Source organism: Luteimonas mephitis DSM 12574 (assembly GCF_000422305.1).
GTDB classification, from domain to species: domain Bacteria; phylum Pseudomonadota; class Gammaproteobacteria; order Xanthomonadales; family Xanthomonadaceae; genus Luteimonas; species Luteimonas mephitis.
Genome location: NZ_AULN01000017.1, coordinates 198,332 through 223,560, shown reverse-complemented (window position 1 = coordinate 223,560; position 25,229 = coordinate 198,332). Strand labels below are relative to the sequence as shown.

Below are 25,229 nucleotides of genomic sequence, written 5' to 3'. Positions count from 1 at the left end.
TGCATCCGCGGATGGCGCCAGGCGATCGCGCGCACAGCACGCTCAACCTCGACCAGTACCCGCCGAAGCACATCGACCAGGTGTTGCTGCAGCGCGATGCGTTCGTCCCGACGCGGGCGCAGGTGATCCTCGACCGGCCCGACGCAGCGGGCACCTGGGCGTCGGACCACTACGGCGTGCTGGTGGAATTCCGGTTCGCGGAACCTGCGGCACGGTAGCCCGGCCACGCCTCCAGCGCAGCCTTGCTCAGGCCACGTTGACCCGGTCGCGGCCGGCGGCCTTCGCGCCATACATGGCCGCATCGGCGCGTCGCACCCAATCGTCGGCGTCGATCAGCAGCCGGTCCGCTTCGGCCAGGCCGATGCTCAGCGTGCAGTGCTCGGCGGCAGCAGCATCGCCACGTTCGTCGAGAAAGCTGGTCCGCACGCGTTCGGCCACCTCGCGCGCGCCCCTGATGTCGGTTTCGGTGAGCAGCACCGCGAACTCGTCTCCGCCGTAGCGCGCCGGCGTGTCGATCTCGCGCACCGATGCCCGCAGCACGCGCGCCACCCGGCGCAGCACCTCGTCGCCGGTGGCATGGCCGTGGGCGTCGTTGACTTCCTTGAAGTTGTCGACGTCGATCAGCATCACCACCGCCGGGCGGCGCGAACGCAGGAAGCGCGCGAGTTCATTGCCGGCCGTTTCGTCCCAGTGGCGGCGGTTCGGCAGCCCGGTCAGCACGTCGATGCGGTTGAGCCGTTCGAGCTGCCGGTTCTGCCGGGTCACGCGATGGCTGAGCGCATAGGCCACCGTGCTCAACGCAAGCGGATAGATGAACATGAGCGGCAGCGACGCCACGATGTTGAGCATGCTGCTCTCCAGCCGCACCGGGAAGCCCAGCACGGCCGACACCAGCACGCAGGCGGCCAGCTGCGGCGGCACCGTGCGCGCGAGGAAGCGCCAGCCGGCCACGCCGATCTTGTCGATCGTGAGCATCGTAAGCAGCAGCGCGCTGGGCAGCAGGTTGAACTGCATGATCGCCACCCAGGCCCCGCCCGCCGCCGAATCGAACACCAGGTTGCGCAGCTCGGCGCCGCGCGGATCGCGGCTGCGCCGCGCCAGCCACCAGGCCAGCTGCGGCCACGCGAACGCATTGAACAGCAGCAGCGCCCAGGCCCACGCGGATGCGTCGTTCTCGTACAGCACCGACGCGATCGGCAGCGCGCCGACACCGAGCCCGAGCGCGCGCATGCGATGCATGCGATCGACGAACTTTCCATCGCGGGATTCTGTGAACTGGGATTCGAGGAAACCCATTCGCGGTCGTCGCCCCTGTCAGCCGGCCGTCTGACTCGCCAGCATACCCGTGCCGCGGTGCACGCGAACCTGCGCTTCGTCACGCTGCGTCGGCGCCATCGACTGGCATTCAGCCTCTCGCCGAACCTCCCGCCTGCGCGCCTGCCCGGGCTGCCGATGCGCGCACGCGCGTGGGTTATCGCGCGCGACGCACCGCCGGGTTGTTCAACTTTCGAGCGCTTCCCAGCGCGCATAGGCCGCGTCGAGTTCGGCCTGCGCCTCGGCCACGGCCGCGTTGTGCGCGTTGATCGCCGCGCCGTCGCGCTGGTAGAACGCCGGCTCGTTCATCGCCGCGGTCAGTTCGGCGATCCGGGTTTCCAGCGCCTCGATCCGCGCGGGAAGCTGTTCGAGCTCGCGCGTTTCCCTGAAGCCGAGCTTGCGCTTGTCCTTCGCGGGCGCGGCGGCGGTTGCAGCCGCGCGCTCCGCCGTGGCTTCGGGCCGTGCCGTCCCGGCCGGTTCGTGCGCTGGCGGCGCCGGGTTCTGGCGAAGCCTCGACTGGCCTTGGCGAAGCCACGACTGGCTTTGACGAAGCCAGTCACTGTATCCGCCGACGTATTCGCCAATGCGCCCTTCCCCGCCGTCCTGCATCACCAGCGTGGATGTCACCACGTTGTCGAGGAAGTCGCGGTCGTGGCTGACCAGCAGCAGCGTGCCCGGGTAGTCGGCCAGCAGTTCCTCCAGCAGTTCCAGCGTCTCGACGTCGAGGTCGTTGGTCGGTTCGTCCATCACCAGCAGGTTGGACGGCTGCGCGAACAGTTTCGCCAGCAGCAGGCGGTTGCGCTCGCCGCCGGACAGCCGGGTGATCGGCGCGCGCGCGCGTTCGGGCGTGAACAGGAAGTCCTGCAGGTAGCCGATCACGTGCTTGCGCCTGCCGCCGACCTCGACGAACTCCAGGCCCTCGGCCACGTTTTCCAGCGCGTTCCAGTCCTCGCGCAGCGTCGCGCGGTACTGGTCGAAGTACGCCACCTGCAGCTGGGTGCCGATGCGGATCTCGCCGGCCTGCGGCTGCAGCTCGCCCAGCAGCAGCTTGAGCAGGGTGGTCTTGCCGCTGCCGTTGGGGCCGATCAGGCCGATGCGGTCGCCGCGCAGGATCGTGGTGGAAAAATCGCGCACCAGCGCGCGGTCGCCGAAGGAGAACGAGACGTCCTTCGCCTCGACCACCTTCTTGCCCGAGGCGCCGGCCTGCGCGGTGTCCATGCGCACGCTGCCGACCTGCTCGCGCCGCTGCGCGCGCTCGACCCGCATCGCCTTGAGCCGGCGCACGCGGCCCTCGTCGCGGGTGCGGCGCGCCTTGATGCCCTGGCGGATCCAGACTTCCTCCTGCGCCAGCATCTTGTCGAAGCGCGCGTTCTCCTGCGCCTCGGCGTTGAGCCGCTCTTCCTTGCGCCGCAGGTAGTTGTCCCAGTCGCCGGGCCAGCTCGTCACCTGGCCGCGGTCGATCTCGACGATCCGCGTGGCCAGCGCGCGCAGGAACCGGCGGTCGTGGGTGATGAACACCAGCGCGCCGGTCCAGGCCTTGAGGAAGCCTTCCAGCCAGTCGATCGCGGCGATGTCGAGGTGGTTGGTCGGCTCGTCCAGCAGCAGCACGTCGGGCGCCGACACCAGCGCGCGCGCCAGCAGCACGCGCCGCTTCATGCCGCCGGACAGGCGCGCGAAGACGGCCTCGCCGTCGAGCTCCAGCCGTTCGAGGGTCTCCACCACGCGCTGGTCCAGTCGCCAGCCGTCGGCGGCCTCGATCCGGCCCTGCACCGCCGCCAGCGCGGCCATGTCGATGTCGCCGGCATGGGCAAGCCGGTGGAACTCGGCCAGGTCGGCGCCGAGCCCGCCCAGGCCCGCGGCCACCACGTCGAACACGCTGCCTTCGGCGCCGGCCGGCACCTCCTGCTCCAGCCGCGCCACGCGTACCCCGCCCTCGCGGCGGATCTCGCCGTCGTCGGGGCGGATTTCGCCGTCCAGCAGGCGCAGCAGGGTGGACTTGCCGGCGCCGTTGCGGCCGATCAGGGCGATGCGCTCGCCGGCCTCGATGGCCAGGTCGACGCGCTCGAGCAGCAATGGGCCGCCGACGCTGTAGTCGACGGCATTCAGGGAAATCAGGGGCATGCGCATAGTGTAAGCGGCGCGACCGCGAGGCCCTATGCGCCGGACGCGCGCCGGCGTACATTTGCCCCGCATCGACCACCAAGAAGCGGAGACCACCATGGCCAAGGGCATGGACAAGAAGAAGGAAGAGAAGAAGAAACCGGAAAAGACGCTGAAGGAAAAGCGCGCTGCGAAGAAGGAAAAGAAAGCCGGCCATTGAGCCGGTTTTCTTTTGGGGATTGGGGATTGGGGATTGGGGATTGGGGATTGGGGACTGGGGACTGGAGATTAGGGATTGGGACTTGGGGTTCGGAGCCCGGAACTTGGGCCTCTGAACTCGGCGCTTGGGGTTCAGGACTCGGAACTTCAGGCTCGGAGCTCGGAACTTTGGCTTCGGAGCCCGGAACTTGAGGCTCGGAGCTCGGCGCTTGGGGTTCAGGACTCGGAACTTCAGGCTCGGAGCTCGGAACTTTGGCTTCGGAGCCCGGAACTTGAGGCTCGGAGCTCGGCGCTTGGGGTTGTGGACCCGGAACTTCAGGCTCGGAGCTCGGAATTTTGGCTTCGGAGCCCGGAACTTGAGGCTCCGGGCTCGGCGCTTGGGGTTCAGGGCTCGGAACTTGAGGCCTGGAGGTCGGGACTCGGGGTTCGTGAGTCGGCCTACGAGCTGCAGGACAGCATCGAGCACCCTGCGCGCTCGCGCGCCCAGTCCGGGCGCTTCTGCGCTAACGCCTCCCGGCCCGGCTGCTCGTCGTACGGGCGGCGCATGACGTCGAGCAGTTCGACGACGCCGCTTTCGTCGCCCTGCTCCGCGCGGTCGATGGCCTGCTGGGCGAGGTAGTTGCGCAGCACGAAGCGCGGGTTGGCGGCGTGCATGCGTTCGCGGCGCGCCCGTGGCGACAGCGGGTCGTCGCGCAGCCGCGTGGCGTAGCGGCCCAGCCAGGCAAGCAGTGCGGGCTCGGCGTCGCGGCGCCTGGCGTCGTCGTAGAACGCGGCGTCCATCGGCGCCAGCGCCGGCGCGCGGGCGTCGAGATCGGCCAGCCCGCGGAACCACAGCGTCATGTCGATCTCCGCGGTTTTCATCAACCCGTGCAGGTCCTGGACGAGTTCGACGTCCCCGTCGCGGCACTCGGCCAGGCCCAGCTTGCGGGCGGTGTTCTCGCGCTCGGCGCGCTCGTAGGCGGCCGCGAAGCGGTCCAGTCCGTCCTGCAGCGGCTGCGCGCCGGCGAACAGCGGTGACAGCGCGTGCGCCAGCCGCACCAGGTTCCAGTGCGCCACCTTGGGCTGCCAGCCGAAGCGGTAGCGGCGGCCCTGGGCGTCGGTGGTGTTGGGCGTCCAGTCCGGGTCGTAATCGTCGATCCATCCGTAGGGGCCGTAGTCGATGGTCAGCCCGAGGATCGACATGTTGTCGGTGTTGAGCACGCCGTGGACGAAGCCCACGCGCATCCAGTGCGCCACGGTCACCGCGGTGCGCTCGCAGACCCGTGCGAACCAGTCGCCGAACACCGCTTCGGTGAACGCCCCGGCCGCGCGCAGCGCATCGGGCGACTTGCCGGCCGGTCCTGGCAGCAGTTCCGGGAAATCGCGCCAGATGCAGAACTCCGCAAGCTGCCGCAGCAGCTCCGCCTCGCCGCGCGAGGCCGGCAGCTCGAAGCTGCCGAAGCGCAGGAACGACGGCGCGACCCGGCACACCACCGCGCCCGGTTCGGCGCGCGGATGGCCGTCGTAGAACATGTCGCGCACCACCTGGTCGCCGGTGGCCACCAGCGACAGCGCGCGCGTCGTCGGCACGCCGAGGTGGCGCATCGCCTCGCTGCACAGGAACTCGCGGATCGACGAGCGCAGCACCGCGCGACCGTCGGCGTGGCGCGAGTAAGGGGTCGGGCCGGCGCCCTTGAGCTGCAGCTCGTGGCGACTGCCGTCGGCCGCGACCGCTTCGCCCAGCGTGATCGCGCGGCCGTCGCCCAACTGCCCGGCCCAGTGCCCGAACTGGTGGCCGCCGTAGTTGGCCGCGAACGGCGCCATGCCCGGCAGCAGCGCGTTGCCGCCGAACACCGCCGCGAACTCCGGCGAAGCCACGGCTGCGGCGTCGAACCCCAGCCGCTGCGCCACTTCGCGCGAATGCGCCAGCAGCCGCGGCGCCGCAACCGGCGCCGGTTCCACCCGTGACCACAGCGCGCCGTGGACCTGGCGCACCCCCGGCGCGGTGTCCGGATCACCCGGCAGCTCGCGCAGGAAGGCATTGTCGAAGTGCAGCGCAGGCAGTGTCATGCCGCCAGCTTATTCGCTCGCGCGCCGGAAACGCCGCAGCGTGCGCCCGCAGGCCTGCTGCAACGCACGATGGGCGCGTTGACAGGCCCTTGTCCGGTTAAACTGCACACTCGCGCCGTGCCCGCCGACACCGTCGACCGCGAACGCCTCGCGTCCTCCTTCGACCGCAATCCGCCGCCTGCTCCGTCCGGAGCCAGGCCCGCAAGCGCGTTTCCACGCCCAAGAACCACCCGAGACTTCCATGACCAGCGCCGACGCCAGCCCTGCCCCGGGCCCCAGATTCACCGACCTGGGCCTGCCCGAACCCCTGCTCAAGGCGCTGGCGGCGGTCGGCTACGAGTCGCCCTCGCCGATCCAGGCTGCCACCATCCCGCCGCTGCTGGCAGGCCGCGACGTGCTCGGCCAGGCCCAGACCGGTACCGGCAAGACGGCCGCCTTCGCGCTGCCGATCCTGGCGCAGGTCGATCCGCAGCCCGGCAAGCCGCAGGCGCTGGTGCTGGCGCCGACCCGCGAGCTGGCGATCCAGGTGGCCGAGGCGTTCCAGAAATACGCCGTGCAGATGCCGGGTTTCTCGGTGCTGCCGATCTACGGCGGCCAGGGCTACGGCCCGCAGCTGCATTCGCTGCGCCGCGGCGTGCACGTCGTGGTCGGCACCCCCGGCCGGGTGATCGACCATCTCGCCCGCGGTTCGCTGGACCTGTCGCAGCTGCGCTGCCTGGTGCTCGACGAGGCCGACGAGATGCTGCGCATGGGCTTCATCGACGACGTCGAAACTGTGCTGAAGAAGACCCCCGAGACCCGCCAGGTGGCGCTGTTCTCGGCGACGATGCCGGTGCAGATCCGGCGCATCGCCCAGACGTACCTCAAGGACCCGGTGGAGATCGCGATCAAGTCGGCGACCTCCACCGCGCGCAACATCCGCCAGCGCTACTGGATGGTCAGCGGGGTCAACAAGCTCGATGCGCTCACCCGCATCCTCGAGGCCGAACCGTTCGACGCGATGATCGTGTTCGCCCGCACCAAGCTCGGCACCGAGGAGCTTGCGGAGAAGCTCGCGGCGCGCGGGTTGTCGGCGGCGGCGATCAACGGCGACGTCGAGCAGAAGACCCGCGAGCGCACCATCCAGCGGCTCAAGGACGGCCAGCTCGACATCCTGGTGGCGACCGACGTGGCCGCGCGCGGGCTGGACGTGGATCGCGTCAGCCACGTGCTCAACTACGACATCCCCTACGACACCGAGAGCTACGTCCACCGCATCGGCCGCACCGGCCGCGCCGGACGCAGCGGCGAGGCGATCCTGTTCGTCGCGCCGCGCGAGCGCGGCATGCTTCGCGCGATCGAGCGCGCCACGCGGCAGCCGATCGAGCAGATGGCGCTGCCGAGCGTGGAGGCGGTCAACGAGCAGCGCGTGGCCAAGTTCCTCGACCGGATCGACACCGCGCTGGAGAGTAGCGACCTGCCGCTGTTCCGCGAACTGGTCGAGCGCTACGAGAACGAGCACAACGTGCCGATGGTGGAAATCGCCGCGGCGCTGGCGCAGCTGGTCCAGGGCAAGACGCCGCTGCTGCTGCAGGCGCCGCCGGAGCGACCGCGCTGGGACGCGCCCGGGCAGCGCGGTCACGAACGCGAGGACCGCCGCCCGGCGCAGGCGCGCGACCCTGCCGGACACCCGCGCCATCGCGAAGACCGCGCGCCCGGGCATCGCCATTCCCGCGCAGGCGCGGACGCAGCACCCTTTGCCCAGCCGCACGGCATCCACCCGGCCGCGCCGTCGCCCGTGGAAGATCGTGGCAACGACTCGCACGGGCCACGGCATGGGCATGGCGCGGAGCAGGCGCGGGAACCGCAGCAGCCTGGATCCGCCTCCCACCGCACGCCCGCCAACGCCGCCGAAGCGATGTTCTTCGACGACGACGCCCCGCGCCGCGAGCACGCGCCGCGTCCGCCGCGCGGCAGCGAAGAATTCCCGATGGAGACGTTCCGCATCGAAGTCGGCCACGTCCACGGCGTGCAGCCGGGCAACATCGTCGGCGCGATCGCCAACGAGGCCGACCTGGAAAGCCGCTACATCGGCCGCATCGACATCCGCGACGACTACAGCCTGGTCGACCTGCCCGAGGGCATGCCGCGCGAACTGCTCGAACACCTCAAGCGCGTCTACGTCGCCGGCCAGTCGCTGAAGATGCGCCGCGCCGACGCCGCCGACACCGGCGCCCCGCCGCCGCGCGGCAAGCGTCCGTTCGCCGGCAAGCCGCGGGCCAAGCCGCAGCCCGCGCGCAGGCCGGGGCCGAAGCGCCCGCCGCGCTGACCGTTTTCCTGCAGGAACGGCTCCAGCAACGAATCAAGCGCCGCCCGCGGAACCGCAGGTCGGGGCTACGCCCCCGACGCGTGGTGTTCGGAATCCGGCGTGAGCGAATGCAACGTCGACGCCGGCGTCGGGGACGCAGCCCCGACCTGCGCTACCCCCCGGTGCGCGCGCGATCCGGCGCAGGCGCCTCCGCCTGCATGTCCGGTGTATCGGGCATCCCCGCTTCCGTCGGCAATGCTTCGGTCCCGGCGTCGGGCGCTGGCAAAGCGATACCGCTGCGCTGGACGACTTCGTCCACCACGCCATCAACGACCCTGCCCGCCGCCTCCTTCGCCAATCGCGAGGGATCGGCAACGTCCTCGATGCGGCGGCCGTCGAAGTCCGGCCCCAGGACGTAGAACAGCTCGGACACCGTCGGCCAGCCCATGTGCGGCGCCGCCCACCAGTAAACGGCCACCACCACCACCACGGCCAGCACCAGCTTCAGCGCCACGCCGACCAGCTTGTAGGCGAGGTACAGCGCCAGCGGCACCAGCAGCAGCGCGAGCCAGCTCATGCGGCCTCGCCCACGCCGGCGTCGACCAGCGGCGCCAGCGCCGGATCGAGTGCGACGCGTCCGTCGAACACGAAGCAGCGGCCGTCATAGCCCTGCCCGCCCACCTGTTCGAAGTAACCCAGGATGCCGCCGTCGAGCTGCAGCACGTTGTCCATGCCGTCCGCGCGCATCCACAGCGCGGCCTTCTCGCAGCGGATGCCGCCGGTGCAGAAACTCACCACGGTCGCGTCGCGCAGCGCGTCGCGGTGCGGTTCCAGCGCGGCCGGCAGCTCGGTGAAATTGTCGATCGGCAGCGCCAGCGCCCCGGCGAACGTGCCGTAGCCGACTTCCTCGCGGTTGCGCGTGTCGAGCAGCACGACCGGCTTGCCGGCATCGTCGTGGCCCTGCGCGATCCAGCGCGCGAGGTCCGCCGGCACCACCGCCGGCGCGCGCCCGCGCAGCGGCGAGGCGCCGTCGCGGCGGAAGCTGATGATCTCCGGCTTCACCTTCACCTTGAGCCGCGCGAACGGTTGTGCGGTGCTGTGGCTGTATTTCACCTGCAGGCCGGCGAAGCGCGGATCGTCGCGCAGCTGCGCAAGGAATTCCTCGACGGCGGCGCCCGCGCCGGCCAGGAACAGGTTGATCCCCTCCCCGGCCACCAGCACGGTGCCGAGCAAGGCGCCGGCTTCCGCCCAGCCGCGCAGGCGCGTGGCCAGCACGCCCGGGGCGTCGATGGCAACGAAATGGTAGGCGGCGATGTTGGTGACCATGGCCGCATTCTACGGAATGCGCGCCGCACGGCCCGCGGCACCTGAACGCTCCGGCAGCGCCCGCGCAGCGCGCACCGGCAACGCCTGCGCCGGTGGACGCCTACACTATGCGCCGGCAATCGCCCCCCACGGATCGCATGGCACTCAAATCCACCATCTACAAGGCCGAGCTGCAGATCAGCGACATGGACCGGCACTACTACGCCACCCATGCGCTGACGCTGGCCCAGCATCCGTCCGAAACCGAGGAGCGCCTGATGGTGCGGCTGCTGGCGTTCGCGCTGCACGCCGACGAGGCGCTGGAGTTCGGCCGCGGCCTGTCCAGCGACGACGAACCGGACCTGTGGCGCAAGTCGCTCAGCGGCGAGATCGAGCTGTGGATCGACCTCGGCCAGCCCGACGAGGCGCGCATCCGCAAGGCCTGCGGCCGCGCGCGCGAGGTGGTGGTGGTCAACTACGGCGGTCGCGGCTCGGACGTCTGGTGGGACAAGCACGGCGCCGCGCTGGCGCGCATCGGCAACCTCACCGTGCTCGACATCGGCAGCGCCACCGTCGCCGCGCTGGGCGCGCTCGCCAATCGCACGATGCGCCTGCAGGGCATGGTGCAGGACGGCCAGCTCGAACTCTATGGCGAGGGCACGTCGCTGACGATCGAATCCAGCGTGCGCATGGCGCCTGCGTCCACGGCGCACTGAGGCAATGGCGGAAGCGTTCGATGTCGTCGTGATCGGCGCCGGCGCGGCCGGGCTGATGTGCGCGATCACCGCCGGCCGGCGCGGGCGGCGGGTGCTGGTGGTCGAACACGCCAACAAGCCCGGCAAGAAGATCCTGATGTCCGGCGGCGGGCGCTGCAATTTCACCAACACCGGCACCGGGCCCGGCAACTTCCTTTCGGCCAATCCGCACTACTGCAAGTCGGCGCTGGCGCGCTACACGCCGGCGGATTTCATCGCCATGGTCGAACGCCACGGCATCGCGTACCACGAAAAGGAACTCGGCCAGCTGTTCTGCGACGAGTCCTCGAAGCAGGTCGTGCGCATGCTGCTCGACGAATGCGAAGCGGCCGGCGTGCGCATCGAGATCGGCTGCAGCGTCGAGGACGTGCGCGCACGGAGCGAGGGCGGATTCGCACTGCGCACCACGCGCGGGCCGTTCGCGACGACGTCGCTGGTGGTCGCCAGCGGCGGCCTGTCGATCCCGAGCATGGGAGCCAGTGGCTACGGCTACCAGCTTGCGCGCCAGTTCGGCCACGCGCTGCTGCCGACCCGCGCCGGGCTGGTGCCGCTGACGCTCAGCGGCACGCATTCCGAACGGCTGCAGGACCTGAGCGGCGTATCGCTGCCGGTCGAGGCCAGCTGCAACGGCGCGTCGTTCCGCAACTTCATGCTGATCACCCATCGCGGCCTGAGCGGGCCGTCGATCCTGCAGGTCTCGTCGTACTGGCAGCCCGGCGATGCACTGCGGCTGGACCTGTTGCCAACGATCGACGCCGAGGCCCATCTGCGCGAGCAGCGCCAGGCGCGGCCGGCGGCCGAACTCAAGACCGTGCTGTCCGAACTGGTGCCCAAGCGTTTCGCGCAGCGCCTGTGCGAGGCCTGGCTGCCGAACCGCCCGATGCGCCAGTACAACGAACGTGAACTGCGCGACATCGCCGCGCAGCTGCACCACTGGCCGATCACCGCCAGCGGCACCGAGGGCTACCGCACCGCCGAAGTCACCCTGGGCGGCGTCGATACGCGCGAGCTGTCGTCGAGCACCATGGAATCGCGACGCGTGCCCGGCCTGTATTTCATCGGCGAGGTGGTCGACGTCACCGGCTGGCTCGGCGGCTACAACTTCCAGTGGGCCTGGGCCTCGGGCCATGCCGCGGGAGAAGTCGCGTGAGCACGCTTGCGGTGATCGGCGGCGGGCCTGCCGGGCTGATGGCCACCGAAGTCGCGCGCGCCGCGGGCGTGGAGGTCGAGCTGTTCGATGCCAAGGGCTCGGTCGGCCGCAAGTTCCTGATCGCCGGCAAGGGCGGGCTCAACCTCACCCATTCCGAGCCGATGCCGATGTTCGCGCACCGCTACCGCGAACGCGAACGCGAGATCGCCGGCTGGCTGCAGGACTTCGATGCCGATGCGCTGCGGGCATGGGCACGCGGGCTGGGCGTGGACACCTTCGTCGGCAGTTCCGGGCGCGTGTTCCCCAGCGACCTCAAGGCCGCGCCGCTGCTGCGCGGCTGGGTGCGGCGGCTGCGCGACCAGGGCGTGCGCTTCCACGTCCAGCACCGCTGGCTGGGCTGGGACGACGACGGCGCGCTTCGTTTCGCCACGCCCGATGGCGAACGCACGCTGCGCGCCGATGCCAGCGTGCTCGCGCTCGGCGGCGGCAGCTGGCCGCGGCTCGGATCGGACGGCGCGTGGCAGGAGGTGCTGCGCGCGCGCGGCGTGGATGTCGCCCCGCTGCGCCCGGCGAACTGCGGCTTCGACATCGGCTGGAGCGACCACTTCGCCCAGCGCCACGCAGGCGCGCCGCTCAAGCCGGTGATCGCGCACTGGCGCGACGCCGCCGGCCACGAGCACGCGCAGCAGGGCGAATGCGTGGTGACGCAAACCGGCATCGAAGGCAGCCTGGTCTATGCGCTCTCGGCCGACCTGCGCGACGCCATCGCGCGCGACGGCAGCGCCCTGCTCCACCTCGACCTCGCGCCCGGTCGCGGGCAGGCGCGACTGCGCGATGCGCTGTCCAGGCCCCGGCTTGGCCGCAGCCTTGGCGAGCACATCCGCCGCCAGACCGGACTGTCCGGCGTGAAGTCGGGCCTGCTGCGCGAAGTGCTGGAACGCGACGCGCTGGAGGAACCATCGACGCTCGCGGCCACCATCAAGCGCCTGCCGCTGGTTCTCACCGCGCCGCGGCCGATCGACGAGTCGATCAGCAGCGCCGGTGGCGTGCGGCTCGAGGCGCTCGACGACGCACTGATGCTGGCACCGGGCACGCACGCCGTCCCGGCCGGCACGTTCTGCGCCGGCGAAATGCTCGACTGGGAAGCACCGACCGGCGGCTACCTGCTCACCGCATGCTTCGCCAGCGGCAAGCGCGCGGGCGAAGGGGCCGTGGCGTGGATGTCGTCGGTGCCGGCTGCCGGGGCCTGACGCCACGCCTGCACCGGCATCGGCTGGCAAGCACCATGCCGATGCTCAAAGCTCGCGCGAACTCGTGAACTCGCGCCGCAGCCCGGTCAGCGGATCGACGAACGACAGGCGCCGCGCCAGCAGCTTCAGCGGCCGCGAGAAATCGCTGCGGTCCGCCGGATTCGCCGCCAGTTCCGGATACACCTCGTCATTGACGATCGGCGCACCCAGCGCGGCCATGTGCACGCGCAGCTGGTGCTTCCTGCCGGTCACCGGCTGCAGGCGGTAGTGCCAGGCAGCGCCGCCGCGCGCAATGACGTCGATGCGCGTCTCGCTGTTCGCCTCGCCGTCGGCTTCACGCATGCGGAAGAAGGGCTCGCCGCGCACGAGCCGCGAACGGTGGACGCGGGGGAAGTCGAGGCCAGGCAGCGCCGGAGCAAGCGCTTCGTAGGTCTTGCCGATGGCGCGTTCGCGGAACAGCGCCTGGTAGCGCGCGCGGGTTTCGCGGCGCGCCGAGAACAGCACCAATCCGGCAGTGGCGCGGTCGATGCGATGCAGCGGCACCAGGTCGGCGTTGCCCGACTTGCGGCGCAGGCGCGCCAGCAGCGTTTCGGCGACATGGCGCCCGGCGGGCACCACCGGCAGGAAATGCGGCTTGTCGACCACCCACAGGTCGTTGTCGGCGTGCAGCACCACTTCATGCAGCGGGATCGGTACCTCGTCCGGCACTTCGCGGAAGTAGCGCACCTCCATGCCCGCGCGATACGGGTGCGTTGCCTGCAGCGGGTGGCCGTCATGGTCCTGCACCCGGCCGCGCGCGAACCGCGTGCGCCACTGCTCGCGCGGGATCGCCGGAAATCGCTCGCACAGGCCGTCTATCAACGTCGGCCACTGGCCGGGAGGAAGCTGCAGGCGGCTGGCCGCCACGCCGTCTTCCGGATCACTGTCGCTCATGGCACGAAGCGCCGGGCGCACGCGCCGGCGCGCCCGGTCATTTCTTCGGGGTCGAACGGTATTCCGCCATCCCGCATGCCGACACGTCGGTTGCCGATGCCGCCGGAAGTCCCTGCCCGCTCAGCGCAAGCACCTTCACCTGTTCAACATCGCCATCCATGACCCTGGCGATGGCCAGGTGGCCGGTCTTGAGCGTCCCGCAGAAGGCGTTGCCGGGGGCGTCGGTCGGCGGCGTTTCCTCGACCACGTGGCGCAGCTCCACCTGCTGGCGCGGCTCAATCATCATGACGTCGGCAAAGCGCGCGCCGGCGGTGTACTGGTCGTCGCCGTTGACCAGCGCCACGCGCTCGGTGGTGAACTTCGCGCCGTTCGCGCCGACGATCTCGCCGTCTTCGATCGTCAGTGCGCCGGTGGCCGATTCGGCGACCGGGTTGCTCGCCGAGAATTCGCCGAGCACGACCGCCTGCAACGTGGGCGGCGCGGCGCGCTCGACCGGCGCGCTGGCCGGGTCGTGCTGCGGGATGGCCGGCGGCGCCGGCGCGGTATTGGCCTCCGGCTGGGCGTCGGGCACCGCCTGGCCGGCGGGCGAACAGCCGGCGGCCAGGAGGATGAGCAGTGCGAAAAATGACGCCGCCAGGCGGCGGGCGGAGCTGGAACAAGGCATGGATCTCGATCCCCGGTACACGACGGCGGAAGACCCACCATCTTAATCATGGAATGTTCATCCGGCGTTAGCCGGTTCGTGTCGGCGCGCCTGCTGGACGCCGGAGGTCGCAGTCGGACCCTTCGTGACTTGCATCGCGCCGAGCCGCGGCGGCCGCCATCGAGCGCGGCCGTGGACTATGTCAGCGCAAGCCGCTCGCGCCTACCCGGGACAACCCGGGCTTGCCGCCCGCCGCTCAATGATGCAACAGCCACACCGGCAGCACGACCAGGCCGAGCAGGAACACGATGGCCAGCAGCGTCAGCAGCACCCGCAGCGGCTGCTCGCGGGCGATGTCGATGAAGGTTTCCGCGGTACCGTCGCGCACGGCCTGCTCGCGTTCCGCGCGAACCCGCGCCTGGCGCTGCTTCTGGTAGTCCGCCATCAGCCGCTTGGCTTCGGCGACGTCGGTGTTGTTCTCCACCCAGATCCCGCCGTTGGAGATCCCCCAGCGGCTGGGCTGCGTTTCGTAGAAGGCGATCGCATTCGCCTCGAGGAATGCGCGCACGTCCGCCGCCTCGTCGTCGGATACGTGGCGAAGGTTCAGGAGCAATTTGGCCATGCGCCATTCTATAGCGTCGCGGCAGCCCCCGACGCGCGCGCCACGGACCAGCGCGCACCACCTGCGATCAGGAGATCAGGTTCTGAAAGGGACGGTGGTCCGGCGCCTCCTCCGGCGCCGGCGGCCCCCCTGGCGTCGACAGGCTTTCGATCGCCACTACCTGCAGCTGCGTCCACGGCTGCACGTCGCCATCGAACGTCGACACCCGGTTGCGACCCTGGCGCTTGGAGCGGTACAGCGCCTTGTCCGCATGCGAGAGCAGCTTGGCCAGGTCGTAGCCCGACAGCGACGAGGCCGTCACGCCGAAGCTGGCGGTGATGAGGAACTTGTGGCCGCTGGCCTGGCTGTCGATGCTGGCGATGCGCACGCGGCAGTCCTCGGCGACGCGCCTGGCCCCGCGCAGGTCGCAGCCCGAAAGCAGGATCGCGAACTCCTCGCCGCCGATGCGGCCGAAGTGGTCGACCCGGCGGCAGAACGTCCGGCAGTGATCGGAAACCCTTTTCAGCACCCAGTCGCCGGTGTCGTGCCCGAAGCGATCGTTGATCGACTTGAAGTGGTCGAGGTCGAACATCACCAGCGCCACGTCCTCGCCGGCCCGCGCGGCATGCGCCAGCGTCTGCACTGACTGCTGGTTGAAGTAGTGGCGATTGCAGACACTGGTCAGTGCGTCGGTTTCCGCCATCCGCCGCAGTGACATCTGCATGCGCTTGGTCTTCAAGGCCCAATAGCTGACCGTGCCGACCAGCACCACCAGCAGCAGGATCAGCAGGCGCGAGGTCTGCGCCTTCTGCACGCTGATGCCATGTTGCAGCTGCAGGAGCTGGTTTTCGCGGTTGAGCAGTTCAATCTGCTGCGCCTGTGCCTTGGTTTCGCTCTGGACGATCTGGTAGGCGATTTCGCGCGCCTTGGTTTCGTTGAGATAGGCCTTGTCGGCCTCGGCATAGCGCCTGTAGTACACCAGCGCGGCGGCGGCATCTCCGCGCTTCTGGGCGATCGAGTAGAGCACCATGTATGCAACGGAAAGCGGCAGGCTGGTCTGGAAACCGTCCTGGTGCTCGATCGCCACCTTGGCGTTGTACTCGGCCAGCGCGACGTCTCCCCTGGAAAGGCGGAACTTCGCCAGCAGCGCGTTGAACTCGCTGATCAGGTACCGGTAGCCGGTGGCGTGGACTTCATCCAGGTGCCCGGCAAGCAGCCCGATGGCGGCATCGACCTTGCCCTCGTCGAACCACTTGCGCGCCAGGTAGCTGCGGACCAGGTTGGCTGCGATCGGCTCGCCGATTTCCTGGCACCTGGTGGCCGCCTCGACGTACGCCTCGTCCGCCAGGGCCTTGCCCTGTCCCTGCAGCGATTCCAGCCGCATGTTGGATGCCATGCACAGGTAGCGCTCGCCGGGAGCGTCGGCCAGCACGCGGTCGGCGTACTGCTGGCCCAGGTGGTACTGCCCCACCTGGTTGTAGATCAATGTCGCCGCGAGCAGGCCCTGTTGCCGCGCATCCTTGTCCTTCGCCGAGTCGACCACTGAAAGCAGGTCATCCAGGGTTCGCAACCCCTCGGCAAAGTCGCGTGTCATGGCATACACGTTGACCAGCAGGGCGCCTGCGCGCACCTTGAGGTCCGCATCCGGACCCTGCGCGAGCAACACCGTCAGTTCGCGGATGCTGCCGTCGAACTCTCCCGCCAGGATCATGCTGTAGGCGTCCAGCAGCCGAAGATACTGCCGCTCCTCGCGCGTGGCCGTTCCTGCCCGCTTGTCGAGGTCTTCCACGGCGCGCCTGAACTTCGCCGGGTCCGAGGTCCGGATCAGGTCCGCGTCGTGCAGCGCCTTGCCGAAGTCGGACGCGGCCATCGCGGCCGCAGCCACGGCCACCCACAGCATCACGATCCAGCACGCACGCATGAACATCATCCGCCTCCCGCAGGACGCATGGCCTGCAATCAGCCGGGCTTCTCCATCTCACCCGGCTCTTCGGTCCCCGGCTGTTCCGGTTCCCCATCATCGGGCGCGTCCCTGGCAGGCCCTTCATCGCCATCGGGCGCCAGGATGTGCAGCGCCATGAATGCACGCCCGCCCAGCAGGGTGTTCAGCGCGCCGGCGTCTGCATCGGCCAGCGCCTTGCGCTGGTCCTCGCCAACCGCGAGCCCGTCGAGTGCGGCCCAGGCCGCGCTCGCAGCCTGCGGGAACGCGGGGGTCCGGCCCAATGCCTCGAGAAATCCGATCACGTTCGTCATGGTTCACCCGTTTGCCTGGAATGGTTGGACATCTTGCTGGTCCGGGTCAGGCCGCAGCCGCCGCAGTTTGCTCATCCAGCCCACGGATCCTTTCCATCATCCGGTGGTCGCGCTGCATGGGGATGGCGGGCGGCACCACCAGCGTGGTCTGCATCCGCAGCTCCGCATCCATCAATCGCGCCAGCGGCAACGACTCCATCCGCGGCGCGCCGATCGGCAGCGTGGCGGCTTCGTAGAGGGTCACGACATGATCGGCCGGGTAGTCCTCGACGAGGCGTTCGACCAGCAGCCGACGGTAGGCCGGTTCCGTACTGAAACGCCGGGCCGTGCGATCGCCGGCCACGCCTACCTGCCAGAGCACCAGGCATGCCGACGGATCAATCCGGCGGCGGTAGAACATGAACTGGCTGGCCTCGTAGTGCTGGCAGCCGAACTCGCCCGGATCGATCCCCAGGTCGGCGTAGAGGCAGTCTTCCGCGGAAACGCCGGGTTCCATGTGCGCATCGAAGCCTTCGGCGCGCGCTTGCGCGATGGCCTTGTGCGGCACGCCCGCGAACACGCCGGGATGGCCGTAGAACGCACCGCAGACCTGGCGGCCGGCGCGAACCTCGGCCAGCATTGAGTCGACCATTTCACGATAGGTCTCGTGCCGGGATTTGCCCTCGGCGTAACAGGGCTGCAGGCTGCGGACGTCGGCGTGCATCTGTTGCAGCCACAGCTCGACCAGCGGATCGGAGACGGCGCCGAACACGACGTCCGCCTGCTCGATGGTGGCGCGCGCGCGCGGCCCGACGTGGGCGCCGAGCATCATGCCGAGGCCCACGCAGGACAAACTTCCCTTCATCGCTGCCATGCCATCCCCCCGGACAACCGCTGGAATCTACCAGCTGGCCGCGACCGGCGCAAAAGCCGGCTCCCGTCGATCGACCCAGGCCTGCCGGTCCAGCTGCCACCGCTGCGAAGCCGGGATCGTGGCGGCGGCGTTGGCGTCGGGCAGAGGCACGAACCCCAGCCTGCGCATCAGGCCAAGCGCGGGGCCGTTGCCGCGGGCATGGCGCGCCCACAGCCGTCGCTCCCCGGGGCGGGCAAAGACGGCATCCGCCAGCGCCGCAATCGACTCGCTGGCGTAGCCGCGGCACCCTGCGCCACCGGCCAGCATCACGCCAACCTCGGCCGAGCCGGGATCGCCGCGGTCCGGCATCCAAGCCATCAGGCCGACGTCACCACGATCCCCGCGCAGGCCCAGGACCCAGTAGCGCGATCGCGGCGGGCGCGCGGCAAGCTGCCCCAGCACCGTCCTGAATGCGCGCGCCGCAGCATCGGCCGTGAGTGGCTCGGCGACGTCGCGCATCACCGCCGGGTCGGTGTAAAGGCTGCAGTACAACCGTTCGTCGGAAGGCGCCAGCGGCCGCAGGTGCAGGCGCGGCGTGTACAGGTCTGCGAGCACCGTCAGCGCTTCTCGTTGACCGCGCGCCGCAGGTTGGCGCGCGCCTGCGCGTCGTAGCGTTCGTGGAAGAACGCGCTGAGGTAGATCCGCGGCGTGCCGAGCAATGCCTTGAGGAACCGGCGGCGGTTGAGCCTGAAGACCCAGGCCGGGACCTTGCCGCGGTACTCGGCGGCGATGCCGCGATCGTAGGCGTCGAACACCCCAGGCTCGGCGCCGAGGATCGCCATGTCGCAATCGAGGAAGTGGCGGGTATCGTCGGCCACCGGTCCTTCGCCGAAGTCATCGGGCGTGAACTGGCCGTGGCGCGCGGTCAGCTCGATCAGCTCCGCGACGCGCGCGGCATCGACACTGCCAGCGGGCAGCCAGCGCGCGATCGCCGCAACCGCCATCTCCGCCGAACGCACCTCGTTGTCGCTGCGCCCGGCTTCGTAAACGGCGTCGTGGTAGAGCACGGCAAGCCGCGCTTCCTGCGGTTGGGCCCAGCCGGGCCCGGCGGCAACGTCGACATGCTGGCGCAGCACTTCGCGCACATGGTCGAAGTTGTGGTACGCACGCGGCGGCGTTGCATACGCCGCCGCCAGCTCGGCGAGCTGGCCTTCGGAAAGCATCGCGAGTGCTGCGTCCGGCATGCGTTCGGGTCGATGGATGCCAAGTGCTACATCTTACGGCGACGCGGCTCGGTTGCGGTTACCCGGCACCTGCCTGTCCGCGCAGCGGCCAGCGGCCGAGCATGCGGTACTTGGACCGGCCGAGCAGGCTGTGCACGAGCACGAACTCGCGCACGGTCCACGCAACCGGCTCGATCGCCCGAGGCGCGACGCTGCGACCGTCGTACAGCAGGGTGACATGCGCGACGAAGGCCGGCTTGACCCAGCGCCCCAGCCCTGCTGCTGCCATCTGCGCGCCGAGCGCGGCATGCAGCGCCTCCAGCGTCCCGGCCCCGCTGCCGGCGCGCAATACCAGCGGCAGGTTGCCTGCGCGCCGCCGAAGCTGGACGCGCTGTCGAAGGCGACCTCGAACGGCGCCATCGCAACCCGCGCCGTCGCCGTCTCCTCCGCGGCGACCAGGTCGGTTCGCAGGCCGATGTGGCCGCCAATGTGATGCAGGGTGGCGTGGAGGCGATCGGCGGGCTGCGGCCTTCCAAGGAGGCCTTCGCCGGCGCGCAGGGATTGCGCGATCGAGGCGATCCGCGCCGCCGCCGATGCGTCAGGAAAGATCGCGAAGAACAGGCCGTCCGTCGCTTGCGCTGGCGCCATGCGATCCCGCGAAAGCTGTGCAGGGCCGTCGGTCATCGTGGGGGCTCCGGTCGCAGCGTTTGCATGGCCGCCATGTTGCCGAACATCGCTTCCAGGCCGCAATCGCTGCGTGCACGCATGCTGCCTGCACGCAGCGGTGAAGGTGGTTCCGGCCCGATGCGGTAGCATGGCTATCGTTCCTTCGCGCGCTGCGCCCGACCGACTCCGGTCGCCGCCTCGCTCCCTTTCTCCGCGTCTGCATCCCGGTAACGGGGTGACGCTCTACGGGAGCGCCCATGCCGGGCTACGACACCAGTATCCGCACGCTGCGCCTGGGCGACCACGACTACCGAATCCGCTCGCTCGTCGACCTGCAGCAGTTTGCCGATCCCGACCACCATGCACGGCGCCTGGGAATCTCCTCTGCACAGTGGAGCCTGTTCGGGCACGTCTGGCCGGCAGGCCGGCTCCTCGCCGAAGCGATGGCCACGCACGACGTCGCCGGCAAGCGCATCCTCGAACTGGGCTGCGGGCTCGGCCTTGCCAGCCTGGTGCTGCGGCGTCGCGGCGCCGACGTGGTCGCCAGCGATTACCACCCGCTTGCCGAAGCCTTCCTGTCCTACAACGCGGCGCTCAACGAGCTGCCCGCCGTGCCCTACCGCACGCTGCGCTGGGACACCCCGAATGAATCCCTCGGCCGCTTCGACCTGATCATCGGCAGCGACATCCTCTACGAGCGCGACCACGCCGAGCGCCTTTCCGCGCTGCTGCCGCGGCACGCGCAGGCTGCGTCCGAAGTGCTGATCACCGATCCGGGCCGCGGCAACAGCGCGCCGTTCACCCGCGCACTCAGGAAACAGGGTTACGTCGTCGCCGAACTGCGCTGCCGGATGAATGCCGATGACACGCCGCCGTTCCGCGGCCGCCTGCTCAGCTATGCGCGCACCGACGCGGCCGGTGCAGGAATTGCGACGTGAACATAGCCCCGGTCACGGCCGACGACGCGTTCGCCGAAAGCGTCGACCCGTCGGTCTCGTGCAGCAGCTGCGACGCAGTCTGCTGCCGCCTGACCGTGGTGGTGATGCCGGAAGACCGGATCCCGCGCCACCTCACCACCGACACCGCGCAAGGGCTGGAAGTGATGGCGCGCGACGAGGAAGGCTGGTGCGTGGCGGTCGACCACGCGCGCATGTGCTGCTCGATCTACGAACAGCGCCCCGCCATCTGCCGCAAGTTCGCGATGGGCAGCCCGTACTGCCGCGACGAACGCGCGACCTACCGCGAGCAGATGCTGCGCGGGATCCCGTTGGTGCTTCGCGACGAATAACGCGCCACTAACGCCGGCGCGCGCACGATCAGGCAACCCCACTCCCCTTCGAGCCGCCGGAACCACGGCGCGTTTCCACATGGCGTGCGGTTCGCGCGCATCCTCACCGGAGCAGTCATTCGGCATGGCCAATCCCAAGCACAATCCCAAGGCGCGCATCCGCAGGACCACCCGCGACGTCGCCGACGGCAACACGCAACGACGCCTGACCAGCGACCGGATCTCCGCCGACCTGGCGGATTTCGAGAAGGCCGGCGGCCGGGTCGAAGTGCTTGGCGTGACCCGCGTACTCAAGAAAGTGGACGAGCCCGCCGCGGGCTGATGCGATGCGGGCTGCGTCGTACCGCGCGGCTTTCAAGCCTTGCGCAGGAAGCAGGTCTTCAGCACCAGCCCCTTGATCTTTTCGGAATTGCCTTCGATGTGCTCCGGGTCGTCCTCGACCAGGCGGATGCCGCGGATCAGCGTGCCCTGCTTGAGTGGAATCGAAGACCCCTTGACCTTCAGGTCCTTGATGACCACCACGTTGTCGCCGTCGACGAGCGCATTGCCGTTGCTGTCGCGGGTTGGCGTACCGGCCTTGCCGGCACCGGCATCACCGGCGGCCGGCCATTCGTGGCCGCACTCGGCGCAGACAAGGTTGTCGCCATCCGGATAGGTGATCTCGCCGCTGCAGTGCGGGCAGGTTGGCATGCTGGCCATGGGAACGGCGCTCGCAGGAAATGGCCGGCGATTATAGGCCGCACGCGCGAAACACCGTGCCGGTTCACGGGACTGTCCCTCCGTTGCATTGCATCGGCTGCCCGATCCTGATGCGATTCGCGGACGCAATGCGATGCACCGGGCTGCCTGCGCCTCGCTCGCGACGCGGCGATCACCCACCCTGTCGCCGCACCTCGTCAGGATCGCGACCAGGATTGCGCTTGCGCCACTCCGCGAGCTGCTGTTCGTAGTACGCCAGTTCCTCGGCGTAGATGTCGGACACGCAGCGGTCGCAGCCGCTGTCGCAGCAGTCCGAAGGCAACGGTCTTTCCGGCGGGGTTGGCGGCAGGTCCGGGTTCACGGCAGCAAGCATGCGGGTGACTGCTCCAGTCTGGAAGCCTTCAACGGGATGTCGTTGCGGAGACGGCGGGAAGCCCGCCCCAGCGAGTGTGGCGCTACAGCAGTGGGCTCGACCGATAGCGTCCGCCCGCCGGAACGCGGCGTATCAACGCAGCTGGCTGTCCTTGCTGCCGCGCCGGTTGTAACCGCTGGCAGCGGCACTGTTCTCCGCATCGCGCGCCTCCTGGCAGTCCACGCACAGCCGGACGCCGGGCACGGCCTTGCGCCTCGCCTCCGGGATCGCGGCATCGCATTCCTCGCAGCGGCTCAGCCCCGGCCCCTGCGGCAACTGGCTGCGCACGCGCTTGATCGCATCCTTCACGGTCGCATCGATCTGGTCCTGCACGGCGCCGTCGCCTGCCCAACCGGTTGCCATGTCGTTTCCTCCAACGCCGCGGGCGTTGCGATTCAAGTGATGTGTTCCACCATATCGAAGCGGCGATGAATGATTTCAAGCCGACTGCCACCAAGCCACCCCGTTATCGTGCATGCCCCCGGGAGGCCCGGTACTATTCTTGCGCCCCAGCCCCTGGATTGCGACCAATGACCCGATTGCTCCTGTTCTGCGCCCTGGCGGCGTTCTCCATCGCTCCCGCCGTGGCCGGCAGCTTCGCGGGAAGCTCGGCGGGCGCTTCATCCGCCGGCTCTTCGGCGTCGTCGGGTAGTTCGTCCGGCGACGACAAGGTCGTGCTGCAGGCGCGCGACGACGCGGCCGGCTTCGTGGCCAGCAATGGGCGCATCCGCGGCGCGATGCTGGAAGCCGCGCTGCGGCACCTGCGCGAAGGCAGCATCGCGGCACGCCAAGCCAGCGACATGGAGCTTGCCCAGGCCATCCTGGCCCGGTAAGCCGTGGCGCCTGCGGTGCCCGCTGGGCGCGCACGCATGCCCCGGATCCGGCAACGAGCGCTGCACTGGTGGGCAGCGTGCCTGTTCGGCTGCGCATTGCCGTCGCAGGCCGCGCTCCGGCTGTACGTGCAGGACGACGCATCGTCGCCGGCACGGGCCGAGGCCGCGCAGCAGATCCTCGATGATGCCTTACGGCGCCTACCACCTGTCTGGGTCGCGGCGGTCGATCGCCGCATCCGGGTGGAGTGGCGCGATGATCTTCCCGCGGGCGTCCACGGCCGCGCGCGCGGCAGCAAGCTGTTCTTCCGGCGCACCCTCCTCGACGACTGGATGGCGCGCCCTGCCGGTGCCGGCGACAACGATCCCGCGACGCGCGCGGCGCTGGCCGCCGTCGTGCATGAACTCGCACACGTCCTCGACCGCTCGCCGCATGGGCGGCTGTCGCACGATCCGCGCCTGCTCGACCTGGCCGGCTGGCAGGTCTCGCCACTGCGGCTGGGCCTGCGGACGTCACGCAACGCGTTCACCGATCGCAGCCCGGACCGGTACGAACTCGACAGCCCGGCCGAATTCGTCGCGGTGAACCTCGAGTATTTCGTGCTCGATCCGGCCTATGCCTGCCGCCGGCCGGCCCTGCATCGCTACTTTGTCGAACGCTTCGGCATGCCGTCCCCGCCGGCCGACTGCGCGCCCGGCCTGCCCTACCTGCAACCGGATGCGGAAGCCGGCCAGGCGCCGCTGCTCGAGCTCGATCCCGCCCGCGTCTACGCCGTCGACTACCTGCTGGCCGAAGGCAACGACCAGGCCATGAGCCGCTGGGGCCACGGCATGCTGCGGCTGGTGGTGTGCGCACCGGGGCGGCCGCGCGGCCCGGATTGCCGGCTCGACCTGCAGTACCACCGCGTGCTGTCGTTCCGCGCCTTCGTCGACGACGTGCAGGTGTCGAGCTGGCGCGGCCTGACCGGCTCGTACCCGTCGCGCCTGTTCGTGCTGCCGCTGCAACAGGTGGTGGACGAGTACACCAAGGTGCAACTGCGCGGGCTGCAGTCGATCCCGCTGCGGCTGCGCGACGACGAGATCGCGATGCTGCTCGAACGTGCCGCGCGCGTGCACTGGAGCTACGACGGCCGCTACTACTTCCTGTCCAACAACTGCGCGGTGGAGACGTACAAGCTGCTGCACGATGGCATTCCGCGGCTGGCCGAAGAGCGCCTTTCCAGCATCACCCCGAACGGCCTGCTGCAACGGCTCGAACGCGCCGGCATCGCTGACGCAACCGTGCTCGACAACCGCCAGGAAGCCCTGCGCCTCGGCTACCGCTTCGCCCCGGCGAACGCGCACTACCAGGAGATGTTCGACGTGGCGCGCAGCGCATTGCAGCTGCCGCCAGCCAGCGTCGAAGACTGGCTCGATCTCCCGCCGGAAGATCGTGCGCCGTGGCTCGAGCGCGGCGACCTGCGCGCGAGTGCCGCGCTGCTGCTGCTGGAACAGGCCGCGCAGCGTCGCGAGGAACTGCGCGCGCGCGATGCGCTCAAGCGACTCCTGCTGGGTCACCGGGCAAGCGCTGGACACGGCGGCGTCGATGCTCGCGCGCGCCTGCAGGCGATGCTGGCGCTGGAAGGCCTGTTCAGCCATCCGGCGATGCTGCTGCCCACGGGCTACGGGCTTCCGCAGCGCGCCGAGCGCGAGGCACTGGCTGCGGAAGCCACCCGGCAGGCCACGCGCCTGCGCGAGCAGGACCAGCATCTGCGCAGCGATGCGCGCGCGCTGCTGCCGCAGCAGCAGCGGGCAAGGCTGGCGGCCATCGAGGGAAACATCGACCTGCTCGGCCGGCGGCTACGGCATTTGCATCGCGACAGCGGCGGCCTCGACCTCGATCGCATCCCCGCGGCGCCCGGCCTCCCGGAGCCACGCGCCCCGGACTGACGGCAGCCGACGGTGGGCGACGTGGTTGCCGCCGTCAGCCGCTGCAGCCTCCGCAGCAGATCGAAGGCAGTTGCCTGACCTGCTCGCGGGTCACCGGATGCCCGGCCCGGCCCAGCAGCGCCACCAGTTCCTGTGCCTGCAGCGCAGCGGCCACGCGCATCACATTGCCGCTCGCGTCGATATCGAGCAGCGCGGACGGGTCCGCCTCGCGGATCACGTCACCGAGCACGTCGAGGTCGGGTCGCGCGCCATCCAGCTGGACATGGAATTCCATGGAAACACCTCCCGGAACACCGCGTCATGGTGCCCGGCGCGGGCTACGGCGACCCTGATCCCGGTCAAGCGTTGCATCGATCCACGCCACCGCACCGTCCGGGAATGCGACCCACTTGCGCTCCCCCGGCCCACGCGGCGGTGCATTCACCGGGAACAATTCCCGGTCTTCCCCACCGCACACCCGCGCGGCATCGCTATGATGGCCGGAACGCAAC

General features: G+C 69.9%; 27 protein-coding genes and 1 pseudogene. 10 read left to right on the top strand and 18 right to left on the bottom strand.

The genetic code is table 11. The features are described from left to right. Positions 1-218, top strand: a pseudogene (locus tag H570_RS0107960) (hypothetical protein); the annotation flags it as partial. 28 nt (positions 219-246) lie between these two features. On the opposite strand, the gene H570_RS0107955 reads toward H570_RS0107960, so the two are convergent. From H570_RS0107955 to H570_RS0107940, 3 genes are all read right to left on the bottom strand, one after another. Further along, on the bottom strand, positions 247-1,230 hold the full coding sequence (locus H570_RS0107955; protein ID WP_169447750.1) for a diguanylate cyclase: 984 nt from the start codon (positions 1,228-1,230) through the stop codon (positions 247-249). Positions 1,231-1,500: 270 nt separating this feature from the next. Continuing rightward, positions 1,501-3,435: an ATP-binding cassette domain-containing protein gene (locus tag H570_RS0107950; RefSeq protein WP_027080268.1), complete on the bottom strand. Its 1,935-nt coding sequence runs from the start codon at positions 3,433-3,435 to the stop codon at positions 1,501-1,503. 636 nt (positions 3,436-4,071) lie between these two features. Further along, a complete protein-coding gene (locus H570_RS0107940) occupies positions 4,072-5,676 on the bottom strand; it encodes a protein adenylyltransferase SelO (RefSeq protein WP_027080267.1) in 1,605 nt (534 codons plus the stop codon). Between the two features lie 247 nt (positions 5,677-5,923). On the opposite strand from H570_RS0107940, the gene H570_RS16875 reads away from it, so the two are divergent. Then, positions 5,924-7,990 carry a DEAD/DEAH box helicase gene (locus H570_RS16875; protein WP_036135549.1) on the top strand — a complete coding sequence of 689 codons (2,067 nt, stop codon included), beginning with the start codon at positions 5,924-5,926 and terminating at the stop codon, positions 7,988-7,990. A 151-nt stretch (positions 7,991-8,141) separates the two neighbouring features. On the opposite strand, the gene H570_RS0107930 is transcribed toward H570_RS16875, so the two are convergent. Next, a complete protein-coding gene (locus tag H570_RS0107930) occupies positions 8,142-8,546 on the bottom strand; it encodes a hypothetical protein (protein WP_027080266.1) in 405 nt (134 codons plus the stop codon). Beyond that, positions 8,543-9,295, bottom strand: coding sequence for a sulfurtransferase (locus H570_RS0107925; RefSeq protein ID WP_027080265.1), 753 nt, complete (start codon positions 9,293-9,295; stop codon positions 8,543-8,545). Before H570_RS0107925 ends, H570_RS0107930 begins: the two co-directional genes overlap by 4 nt. Positions 9,296-9,432: 137 nt before the next feature. Here H570_RS0107925 and H570_RS0107920 point away from each other — a divergent pair, with 137 nt between their 5' ends. From H570_RS0107920 to H570_RS0107910, 3 genes are read left to right on the top strand one after another with little or no spacing between them, the layout of a single operon-like run. Further along, positions 9,433-9,990, top strand: coding sequence for a YaeQ family protein (locus H570_RS0107920; protein WP_027080264.1), 558 nt, complete (start codon positions 9,433-9,435; stop codon positions 9,988-9,990). A 4-nt stretch (positions 9,991-9,994) separates the two neighbouring features. Further along, positions 9,995-11,179 (top strand): BaiN/RdsA family NAD(P)/FAD-dependent oxidoreductase, encoded by a 1,185-nt coding sequence (locus H570_RS0107915; RefSeq protein WP_027080263.1) that lies wholly within the window; start codon positions 9,995-9,997, stop codon positions 11,177-11,179. Beyond that, positions 11,176-12,429, top strand: coding sequence for a TIGR03862 family flavoprotein (locus H570_RS0107910; protein ID WP_281167557.1), 1,254 nt, complete (start codon positions 11,176-11,178; stop codon positions 12,427-12,429). The genes H570_RS0107915 and H570_RS0107910 overlap by 4 nt, the downstream gene beginning before the upstream one ends. Positions 12,430-12,474: 45 nt before the next feature. Here H570_RS0107910 and H570_RS0107905 read toward each other — a convergent pair whose 3' ends face one another. From H570_RS0107905 to H570_RS19375, 9 genes are all read right to left on the bottom strand, one after another. After that, positions 12,475-13,362: a pseudouridine synthase gene (locus H570_RS0107905; RefSeq protein WP_036135547.1), complete on the bottom strand. Its 888-nt coding sequence runs from the start codon at positions 13,360-13,362 to the stop codon at positions 12,475-12,477. Positions 13,363-13,399: 37 nt separating this feature from the next. Continuing rightward, complete coding sequence (locus tag H570_RS0107900) at positions 13,400-14,026, bottom strand: hypothetical protein (RefSeq protein ID WP_027080260.1); 627 nt, start codon at positions 14,024-14,026, stop codon at positions 13,400-13,402. Between the two features lie 235 nt (positions 14,027-14,261). Beyond that, positions 14,262-14,627, bottom strand: coding sequence for a DUF6164 family protein (locus H570_RS0107895; protein WP_027080259.1), 366 nt, complete (start codon positions 14,625-14,627; stop codon positions 14,262-14,264). Between the two features lie 67 nt (positions 14,628-14,694). Then, positions 14,695-16,536: a tetratricopeptide repeat-containing diguanylate cyclase gene (locus H570_RS0107890; RefSeq protein WP_027080258.1), complete on the bottom strand. Its 1,842-nt coding sequence runs from the start codon at positions 16,534-16,536 to the stop codon at positions 14,695-14,697. A gap of 29 nt (positions 16,537-16,565) precedes the next feature. Then, a complete protein-coding gene (locus H570_RS0107885) occupies positions 16,566-16,859 on the bottom strand; it encodes a hypothetical protein (protein ID WP_027080257.1) in 294 nt (97 codons plus the stop codon). Positions 16,860-16,905: 46 nt separating this feature from the next. Then, positions 16,906-17,703 carry an SAM-dependent methyltransferase gene (locus H570_RS0107880; RefSeq protein ID WP_245559567.1) on the bottom strand — a complete coding sequence of 266 codons (798 nt, stop codon included), beginning with the start codon at positions 17,701-17,703 and terminating at the stop codon, positions 16,906-16,908. A 36-nt stretch (positions 17,704-17,739) separates the two neighbouring features. Further along, a complete protein-coding gene (locus tag H570_RS0107875) occupies positions 17,740-18,306 on the bottom strand; it encodes a GNAT family N-acetyltransferase (protein WP_027080255.1) in 567 nt (188 codons plus the stop codon). A 2-nt stretch (positions 18,307-18,308) separates the two neighbouring features. After that, entirely contained in the window at positions 18,309-18,935 is a 627-nt protein-coding gene (locus H570_RS0107870; RefSeq protein ID WP_051176222.1) for an HD domain-containing protein, read from the bottom strand. 58 nt (positions 18,936-18,993) lie between these two features. Next, the gene (locus tag H570_RS19375) at positions 18,994-19,263 is read right to left on the bottom strand and encodes a 2'-5' RNA ligase family protein (protein WP_245559566.1); all 270 of its coding nucleotides are present in this window, start codon (positions 19,261-19,263) and stop codon (positions 18,994-18,996) included. Positions 19,264-19,837: 574 nt separating this feature from the next. Here H570_RS19375 and H570_RS0107860 point away from each other — a divergent pair. From H570_RS0107860 to H570_RS16865, 3 genes are all read left to right on the top strand, one after another. Next, positions 19,838-20,518: a class I SAM-dependent methyltransferase gene (locus H570_RS0107860; RefSeq protein WP_027080253.1), complete on the top strand. Its 681-nt coding sequence runs from the start codon at positions 19,838-19,840 to the stop codon at positions 20,516-20,518. Positions 20,519-20,520: 2 nt separating this feature from the next. Beyond that, positions 20,521-20,868, top strand: a complete 348-nt coding sequence (locus H570_RS0107855) for a YkgJ family cysteine cluster protein (RefSeq protein WP_027080252.1) — start codon at positions 20,521-20,523, stop codon at positions 20,866-20,868. 124 nt (positions 20,869-20,992) lie between these two features. Beyond that, positions 20,993-21,190 carry a hypothetical protein gene (locus H570_RS16865; RefSeq protein ID WP_036135544.1) on the top strand — a complete coding sequence of 66 codons (198 nt, stop codon included), beginning with the start codon at positions 20,993-20,995 and terminating at the stop codon, positions 21,188-21,190. Between the two features lie 32 nt (positions 21,191-21,222). On the opposite strand, the gene H570_RS0107845 is transcribed toward H570_RS16865, so the two are convergent. The 3 genes from H570_RS0107845 to H570_RS0107835 all read right to left on the bottom strand — a co-directional run bounded on the left by H570_RS0107845 (position 21,223) and on the right by H570_RS0107835 (position 22,342). After that, on the bottom strand, positions 21,223-21,567 hold the full coding sequence (locus H570_RS0107845; RefSeq protein ID WP_027080251.1) for a zinc ribbon domain-containing protein YjdM: 345 nt from the start codon (positions 21,565-21,567) through the stop codon (positions 21,223-21,225). Positions 21,568-21,739: 172 nt separating this feature from the next. Further along, complete coding sequence (locus H570_RS16860; protein WP_036135542.1) at positions 21,740-21,940, bottom strand: oxidoreductase-like domain-containing protein; 201 nt, start codon at positions 21,938-21,940, stop codon at positions 21,740-21,742. A gap of 132 nt (positions 21,941-22,072) precedes the next feature. Next, a complete protein-coding gene (locus H570_RS0107835; RefSeq protein ID WP_027080250.1) occupies positions 22,073-22,342 on the bottom strand; it encodes a DksA/TraR family C4-type zinc finger protein in 270 nt (89 codons plus the stop codon). A gap of 167 nt (positions 22,343-22,509) precedes the next feature. Between H570_RS0107835 and H570_RS0107830 the strand changes: the two genes are divergently transcribed. After that, entirely contained in the window at positions 22,510-22,812 is a 303-nt protein-coding gene (locus H570_RS0107830; protein WP_027080249.1) for a DUF2388 domain-containing protein, read from the top strand. Positions 22,813-22,848: 36 nt separating this feature from the next. Then, positions 22,849-24,738 carry a DUF7844 domain-containing protein gene (locus tag H570_RS0107825; protein ID WP_051176221.1) on the top strand — a complete coding sequence of 630 codons (1,890 nt, stop codon included), beginning with the start codon at positions 22,849-22,851 and terminating at the stop codon, positions 24,736-24,738. Positions 24,739-24,772: 34 nt separating this feature from the next. Here the strand turns inward: H570_RS0107825 and H570_RS0107820 are convergent, their stop codons facing one another. After that, positions 24,773-25,012: a hypothetical protein gene (locus H570_RS0107820; RefSeq protein ID WP_027080247.1), complete on the bottom strand. Its 240-nt coding sequence runs from the start codon at positions 25,010-25,012 to the stop codon at positions 24,773-24,775. Positions 25,013-25,229 lie beyond the last annotated feature (217 nt).

Excerpts from the sequence above, each read along its gene's own strand:
- H570_RS0107915 (WP_027080263.1), top strand. The coding sequence starts at position 9,995 with ATGGCGGAAGCGTTCGATGTCGTCGTGATCGGCGCCGGCGCGGCCGGG.
- H570_RS0107950 (WP_027080268.1), bottom strand. The coding sequence starts at position 3,435 with ATGCCCCTGATTTCCCTGAATGCCGTCGACTACAGCGTCGGCGGCCCA.
- H570_RS0107920 (WP_027080264.1), top strand. The coding sequence starts at position 9,433 with ATGGCACTCAAATCCACCATCTACAAGGCCGAGCTGCAGATCAGCGAC.
- H570_RS0107825 (WP_051176221.1), top strand. The coding sequence starts at position 22,849 with ATGCCCCGGATCCGGCAACGAGCGCTGCACTGGTGGGCAGCGTGCCTG.
- H570_RS16860 (WP_036135542.1), bottom strand. The coding sequence starts at position 21,940 with ATGCTTGCTGCCGTGAACCCGGACCTGCCGCCAACCCCGCCGGAAAGA.
- H570_RS0107955 (WP_169447750.1), bottom strand. The coding sequence starts at position 1,230 with ATGCGCGCGCTCGGGCTCGGTGTCGGCGCGCTGCCGATCGCGTCGGTG.
- H570_RS0107830 (WP_027080249.1), top strand. The coding sequence starts at position 22,510 with ATGACCCGATTGCTCCTGTTCTGCGCCCTGGCGGCGTTCTCCATCGCT.
- H570_RS0107820 (WP_027080247.1), bottom strand. The coding sequence starts at position 25,012 with ATGGAATTCCATGTCCAGCTGGATGGCGCGCGACCCGACCTCGACGTG.
- H570_RS16875 (WP_036135549.1), top strand. The coding sequence starts at position 5,924 with ATGACCAGCGCCGACGCCAGCCCTGCCCCGGGCCCCAGATTCACCGAC.
- H570_RS0107890 (WP_027080258.1), bottom strand. The coding sequence starts at position 16,536 with ATGATGTTCATGCGTGCGTGCTGGATCGTGATGCTGTGGGTGGCCGTG.
- H570_RS0107885 (WP_027080257.1), bottom strand. The coding sequence starts at position 16,859 with ATGACGAACGTGATCGGATTTCTCGAGGCATTGGGCCGGACCCCCGCG.
- H570_RS0107880 (WP_245559567.1), bottom strand. The coding sequence starts at position 17,703 with ATGAAGGGAAGTTTGTCCTGCGTGGGCCTCGGCATGATGCTCGGCGCC.
- H570_RS0107925 (WP_027080265.1), bottom strand. The coding sequence starts at position 9,295 with ATGGTCACCAACATCGCCGCCTACCATTTCGTTGCCATCGACGCCCCG.
- H570_RS0107870 (WP_051176222.1), bottom strand. The coding sequence starts at position 18,935 with ATGCCGGACGCAGCACTCGCGATGCTTTCCGAAGGCCAGCTCGCCGAG.
- H570_RS0107895 (WP_027080259.1), bottom strand. The coding sequence starts at position 14,627 with ATGGCCAAATTGCTCCTGAACCTTCGCCACGTATCCGACGACGAGGCG.
- H570_RS0107930 (WP_027080266.1), bottom strand. The coding sequence starts at position 8,546 with ATGAGCTGGCTCGCGCTGCTGCTGGTGCCGCTGGCGCTGTACCTCGCC.
- H570_RS0107900 (WP_027080260.1), bottom strand. The coding sequence starts at position 14,026 with ATGCCTTGTTCCAGCTCCGCCCGCCGCCTGGCGGCGTCATTTTTCGCA.
- H570_RS0107860 (WP_027080253.1), top strand. The coding sequence starts at position 19,838 with ATGCCGGGCTACGACACCAGTATCCGCACGCTGCGCCTGGGCGACCAC.
- H570_RS0107835 (WP_027080250.1), bottom strand. The coding sequence starts at position 22,342 with ATGGCAACCGGTTGGGCAGGCGACGGCGCCGTGCAGGACCAGATCGAT.
- H570_RS0107845 (WP_027080251.1), bottom strand. The coding sequence starts at position 21,567 with ATGGCCAGCATGCCAACCTGCCCGCACTGCAGCGGCGAGATCACCTAT.
- H570_RS16865 (WP_036135544.1), top strand. The coding sequence starts at position 20,993 with ATGGCCAATCCCAAGCACAATCCCAAGGCGCGCATCCGCAGGACCACC.
- H570_RS0107905 (WP_036135547.1), bottom strand. The coding sequence starts at position 13,362 with ATGAGCGACAGTGATCCGGAAGACGGCGTGGCGGCCAGCCGCCTGCAG.